Annotated in this window: 5 protein-coding genes; 2 read left to right on the forward strand and 3 right to left on the reverse strand. The window is 37.3% G+C overall.

Features of this window, described 5'->3' with window-relative positions; genetic code table 11:
* Nucleotides 1–105 precede the first annotated feature (105 nt).
* The 3 genes from AC1W6K_RS07430 to fucP are packed head-to-tail and all read right to left on the reverse strand — an operon-like array spanning nt 106 to nt 3416.
* Nucleotides 106–1752 carry a UxaA family hydrolase gene (locus AC1W6K_RS07430; RefSeq protein ID WP_481947004.1) on the reverse strand — a complete coding sequence of 549 codons (1647 nt, stop codon included), beginning with the start codon at nt 1750–1752 and terminating at the stop codon, nt 106–108.
* 4 nt (nt 1753–1756) lie between these two features.
* The gene (locus tag AC1W6K_RS07435) at nt 1757–2089 is read right to left on the reverse strand and encodes an L-rhamnose mutarotase (RefSeq protein WP_481947005.1); all 333 of its coding nucleotides are present in this window, start codon (nt 2087–2089) and stop codon (nt 1757–1759) included.
* A complete protein-coding gene (gene fucP, locus AC1W6K_RS07440; RefSeq protein ID WP_481947006.1) occupies nt 2082–3416 on the reverse strand; it encodes an L-fucose:H+ symporter permease in 1335 nt (444 codons plus the stop codon). Before fucP ends, AC1W6K_RS07435 begins: the two co-directional genes overlap by 8 nt.
* An 87-nt stretch (nt 3417–3503) precedes the next feature.
* Between fucP and AC1W6K_RS07445 the strand changes: the two genes are divergently transcribed.
* Both AC1W6K_RS07445 and AC1W6K_RS07450 read left to right on the forward strand, forming a co-directional pair.
* The gene (locus AC1W6K_RS07445; RefSeq protein ID WP_481947007.1) at nt 3504–5960 is read left to right on the forward strand and encodes a M14 family zinc carboxypeptidase; all 2457 of its coding nucleotides are present in this window, start codon (nt 3504–3506) and stop codon (nt 5958–5960) included.
* Between the two features lie 22 nt (nt 5961–5982).
* Nucleotides 5983–6560, forward strand: a 578-nt coding sequence (locus tag AC1W6K_RS07450) for an alpha-L-fucosidase (protein ID WP_481947008.1), incomplete at its 3' end; no start/stop codon positions are given.

Consider the following 6560-nt stretch of genomic DNA (forward strand, 5'->3'; position numbering starts at 1 on the left):
TCTCACCTCTTACTTCTCACCTCTTACATCTTTTTGGGCTAATCGCCTCATTGCATGCGTCTCAAACTTTGGCAATCCTGAAAGGTTTGCCAAAGAGGCTAACGTCTAAAGTGATACCCCTCTCCTCCAGAACATAAAATCATCTTGCCCCAAATCCATCGCTTTTGTCGTGATTTCACCTGAAGCCAGTTTAATAACATATTCTAATACTTCCTCGCCCATTTCTTCAACCGTTTTTTCGCCACGAATAATTGGTCCGCAATCGATATCAATGATTTCTGGAAGCTTTTCTGCTAGGCGTGTATTTGTTGATAACTTAACCATAGGACAAATTGGGTTTCCAGTGGGTGTTCCCAATCCCGTCGTAAAAAGTTGAATTGTTGCGCCTGCACCCGCCATTCCTGTAGTTGCCAAAACGTCATTTCCAGGCGTACAAACAAGATTTAATCCTTTTTTCATAGCATATTGACCATATCCGATCGAATCTACTATAGGAGATGATCCAGCTTTTTTTGCAGCCCCAGCTGATTTGATGGCATCTGTTATCAAGCCATCTTTAATATTTCCAGGTGAAGGGTTCATGTCGAAGCCTGCTCCAACTGCTGCTGCACGTTTGGCATATTCCCGCATCATTTTTCCAAAATTATCTGCTACTTCTGCCGTTACAGAACGATTTTGTAATTCTTGTTCCACACCACACAACTCAGGAAATTCGGCAATCATAACCGTTCCCCCTAGACCCACAAGCAAGTCGGCCGTATGTCCAATCGCCGGATTAGCTGAAATTCCTGAAAAACCATCAGATCCACCACATTTCACACCTAATCGTAATGCTGATAGTGGAGCAGGTTTTCGTTCAATTTTATTTATTTCAATTAAACCTTTAAAGGTTTTGAACACAACATCATTCAACAGATTTTCTACACCACTCCCCTCATCTTGTTGTTGCTCGAAGAAGTGAATTGGTTTATCAAAATTTAAATCTTTTTCTTTCAATTTTTCCTTGAAGACCTCTATTTGAGAATGCTGACAACCTAAACTTAATATACTGATGCCTCCTACATTTGGATTTACGCAGTATCCAGCTAATAATTTGCAGAGACTCTCCGACTCATCTTTATTTTCACCGCACCCATTTTCATGCGTTAAAAATTTTATTCCATCTACATTCGGAAACAATGGACTTTTAGCGATTATTGCTTCATTTGAACTTGAACCAAGTGATAATGTCTTTCCAGATTCGAATTGTTGGCGAAGATGAACTACTTGATTCGTCACAGAGTCATTTTTCTGAAAACCTAAGCCCTGGATAAATGCATTCTTCAGTAATTCAATGTTTCTATTTTCGCAGAATACGAGTGGAATCACCAACCAATAGTTTTGTGTGCCAATTTGGCCATCCGCACGATGGTAACCATTAAAAGTCCGGTTTTTGAATTTAGTTAAATCAGGACTAGTCCACGCATAGTCTTTTTGTTTACCAATGAAATCTTGTGATGCATGATGAAGATTGAATGTGTGAATTAGGCCACCTTTGGCGATATCTTGAATGGCATGTCCTACTAATACTCCATACATATAGGCATTTCCATCTTTATGTATGGCCTCAGTTGTAAACTTGTGTTTGGCCGCAATATCATCCTGAAGGACAATTTCATTCCCTCCATGGTTAATAATCGTCCCTGCTTTTAGGTCCTGCAATGCGACAAGTAAATTGTCTGATGGATTGATTTGTAAATAAGTATGTGACATAGAATTAATTTAAGCTAAATATACGTTTGGTTAAAACCCATTTTTCATTGGGTTGTGATCCCGGAATTCGTTGTTGATATTGATTCATTAGGTTTTCCCATGCTTGAACTACTTCATTTTCTTGATCAGCTTTCGATTTTGCTTCAAATGAAAATAAATCATCAGTAATCATTTCCATGACTAATCGATTTGCATAGCGATAAATTTCCATCGATGTAATTCCAGACTCCCGAATTAGTTGTTCGATTTCCTTAGGAATGGACTTATGGTACGCCTCATATTGTTTAATTGACGCTTCCTCATTGACCAAATCTAAGATTAACAAATATTTATTCATGTGTTGAAATTCGAGATCCTCGGTAAGCATAAAAAACAATATAGCTGAAACAAAATAAAGGAATCGCCAGCGCCATATTTGTATTGATTTTAAACAATGATGCAGCTACAGGAGGAATTATTGAGCCACCTACGATTGACATGATTATTAATGAGGATGCTAATTTAGAACCTTCCCCTAAATTTTTGCAAGACAGAGCAAAGATTGTTGGGAACATGATGGATTGGAAAAAATATACCAACATTAAAGAAACAACGGCAATAATTCCACCGCCTAACATCGCTATGATTAACGAAGCTACTGCCCCAATGGCATAAATACCAAGAATATGGCTTGATTTAAATTTCCCCATTAAAAATGTACCTAAAAACCTGCCTAGTAAGAATAAAACAAATGCGAAAGAAGCGTGAAAACTAGCTGTTTGGGTCGCCGACATATCTGAAGTGATTTGGTAAATTTGCTCTACAATCCATAAGTTAGTTTCTGGAGCATAATCCAATTTTAAATCAACAAAATTTCCCCATAACGTTACTTGAGCTCCCAAATTTAAAAATTGAGCAACAATTCCTAAAACGAGGTGCTTGTGCTTCAATAATTCGCGAATTGTCACATTCGATTCTACTTTTTCTGTGGATTTTAATTCAGGCATTTTTGTAAGTGCAAATAACACAGCAACGACCGCCACAATGCAACCAATTAATAAATAAGGGGTCTGAACGGATGCGGCGTGGGAAGCCCTTATCGCTTCTGATTCAATGATGGGCATAGCCGCCAGTGCCTCCTGGCTATATTCTTTATCAGAAAATATAAAAAATCCGCCAATTACCGGTCCTAGAATAATGCTCATACCATTAAATGATTGAGCAAAATTCAATCGATAATCACCTTTGGCTGGATCACCTAAAACAGTCACATATAAATTTGCGGCAGTTTCTAAAAAAGCAATACCACTTGCAATCATGAATAATGCAATCAAAAAGAAAGAATAAGAGCGAACATCTGCTGCAGGATAAAACAAAAAGGCCCCGGCTGCATAAAGGATTAATCCAAGTAAAATTCCAGCCTTATACCCGTATCTGCGCATAACGACGCCAGCGGGCAATGCCATAACGAAATATCCTGCATAAAACGCTGTTTCTACAATATTGGCTTGCCACCTTTGTAAGTCTAATGCCGTTTGAAATTGTTTTACTAGTGTTCCATTCAAACTATTAGCTAATCCCCACAAAAAAAATAAACTAGTTACTAGAATTAATGGAAGCGTATAATTGGCTTTTTCTGATGAATTTATCTGAATTGATTCGTTTTCGGTTTGAGGTAATGCCATTATAATTTGTTTTAAGTGAAAGTCAAAAGTTCTTTCAATTTACCTTCTTTTTTCTTTAATTTTAATTTTTTCAGTTAACTAAATAATATGAGATTTCTACTTAGCTTTTTATTTATCATTCTTGTTTTTTGTTCGCTGGGCCAATTAAAAAGTCCAGATGAATTTTTAGGGTATCCCCTGGGCACACGATTTACCTATCATTATCAATTAGTTAATTACTGCAAGTACGTAGCAGAACAGAAGCCCTCTGTAGCTGAATGGATTTCATACGGTCAAACAAATGAACATCGCGAATTAGGGATGTTGATTTTGACTAAACCAGAATTGAAAGGGAAGTGGAGTGCGATTAAGGAGCAGCATCAACAGGTTATTCAGGGTCAAAAATCGCCATCTAATGATTTGCCGATCATAATCAATTTATCTTTTAATGTGCATGGAAATGAAGCTGCAGGATCAGAAGCAGCTCTAGGAGCTATTTACGATTTGGTAAAAGATGGTGGATTACTGACCAATTCCACAAAAGATTTTGTAGTCCTAATGGACCCATGTATTAATCCTGATGGACGCGATGCGTATGTTACGCAATACAATCGTCGAAATTTTACCTCAGGAGGAAATGCAGATCCTAATGATCAAGAACACTTCGAGGGAAGTTTTTCTGGTCGTCATAATCATTTTTCCTTTGATTTAAATCGTGATTGGGTATGGCAAACTCAAATTGAAACGCAACAACGCATGGCTTTTTTTCAGTCATGGTTGCCTATGGTTCATGCGGATTTTCATGAGCAGGGTTACCAGAATTCATACTATTTCCCTCCTGCTGCAAAACCTTATTTGAACTTTATTTCGTCAAGAACAAAGGAATTGCAACAGAGTGTTGGCAAATCATTTGCCACACTATTTGACCAACAAAAATGGCCATTTTTCACGTCTGAGGTGTATGATTTGTTTTATCCTGGTTATGGTGATACCTATCCTATGTTAAATGGAGCTTTAGGAATGACACTCGAGCAAGGTGGAATTAGAGGTGGATTACAAGCTAAAAAATCAAATTCTGATACAATAAGATTTGTTGACCGCGTGAATCATCATCGCCAACTAGCCGTGAACTTAGTGGGTTGGTCTTTAACAAACAGCGAATCTGTTAAATCCTCTTTTTATCAGAATCATGCTTCTGCTCGTACTAATCCGACCAACTTGTATAAAAGCTATTTAATTCCCAAAGATGAGATCGCTAAATCTTCTGACCTTATTCGCTTATTGAATCGTAATCGCATTCGCGTAGGCCAAGTAGATAAGGACTTCCAGTCTAATGCATTCTCATATCAGGAACAAAAAATTGTACCCATTAAGGCATCTGCTGGCGATTTATTGATATCCGCTTACCAATCGGCAGCACCCCTGATTCAAGCTTTATTGGATCCAACTCCTTTTTTGGAGGATTCATTAACCTATGATATTTCTGCTTGGAATTTATTTCAAATTCATGGGATACGCGCTTATGGGTTAAAAGATAAAGCTTCTTCGGTAACCTACAGTGAATCAATTTTTGTAGAAAATCAGGTACATGAAAATCACGTAGCTTACGTGTTTAAGCCTTCAAAAGAAAGTTCATCCTTTGTAAACTCGTTAGTAAAATCTGGATATTTAGTTGTTTTTAATGATAAGAAAGTAGGTTTTGAAGGTCAGTCTTTCGAACCTGGACACCTTTGGGTTTTAAAGAAACGCGGTAGTTGGGAACGCTTGAATCAGTTAGCCAATATGGCTCAAGTGAAATTATTAGGAATTAATACGTATCGGTCCCAAGAAGGGGCAGACTTAGGTTCAGAACATTTTGTGCACGTTAAAAATAGTCACATAGCTGTGGTGGTGGATGGTTCTTTAGATGTGGGCCAACAAGGAGAATTGGCTTATTATTTAACGAAGCAAATGCAATTGAATCCAAGTTTTATTCCTATGAATCAGGTATTCAAAGCAAATTTGTCGGCTTACTCGCATCTTATTTTCCCTAATTCAAATTCGGTTGAACTGTCAAAATCGCAACAAATTTTATTGGACGATTATGTTCGTAAAGGAGGACAAGTAATTCTTTTTGAGAACTCTGGAAGTCTTGTAGCTAAAAATTTAGTGTTAAAAGAGAAAGACTTAACTGATTCTACAGAAGTGCAGGTAGCGTATGAGGATTCTGAACGTAATAATATTACGAAGACTTTACGTGGTAATTTGCTAGAAGTTCTTGTTGAAAAATCTCATCCATTGGGATTTCGTATTAATCAGGCAAACATGCTACTTATTAATCAGTCTGATCAATTAATTATTCCGAATGTAAAATGGAAAGCGATTCTTCAAACAAGTGAAAAGCCTGTTTATTTTGGTTTTATGGGAAGCAAGATTAAGCCAAAAGTTTCTAAAAGCTTATTGTTGGCTAGCTATTCAATGGGTTCTGGAAATTATATTTGGTTTGGGTTTAATCCATTATTTAGGGCCATCCCAAATCAATCAATGGTTTTATTTGAAAATTCTATATTATATCATGGTAATTAGGCCAATTCTTTTTCTTTTTTTAATGCTATGTTCAGTTCGTTTATATGGACAACAAATCAAGCCAGTCTACCCTATTCCATCAGCTAAGCAATTGGCATGGCAGGAATTAGAGTATTATGGATTTATTCATTTCAATATGAATACGTTCACGAATGTAGAATGGGGAGAGGGAAAAGAGGATCCTAAATTGTTTAATCCAACACAGCTTGATTGTAATCAATGGGCGCGAATTGCGCGAGCTGCTGGTATGAAGGGCTTGATATTAACAGCTAAGCATCATGATGGATTTTCTTTATATCCGTCAAAATATACAAGCCACTCGGTTGTCAAATCTTCTTGGAAGAATGGCAAGGGAGATGTTGTCAGAGAATTAGCAGAAGCATGTAAACGTTATGGTTTAAAGCTTGGAATATATCTTTCTCCTTGGGATCGATTCCATCCTAATTATGGAACGGATTCCTACAATCAGGTTTACGCTAATATGCAGAAAGAATTACTTACGCAGTATGGACACATTTTCGAGTTTTGGTATGATGGTGCCAATGGTGAAGGCCCCAATGGAAAGAAGCAAGTATATGATTGGCCATTATTCCACTCCAT

The organism is Aquirufa sp. (genome assembly GCF_964796385.1).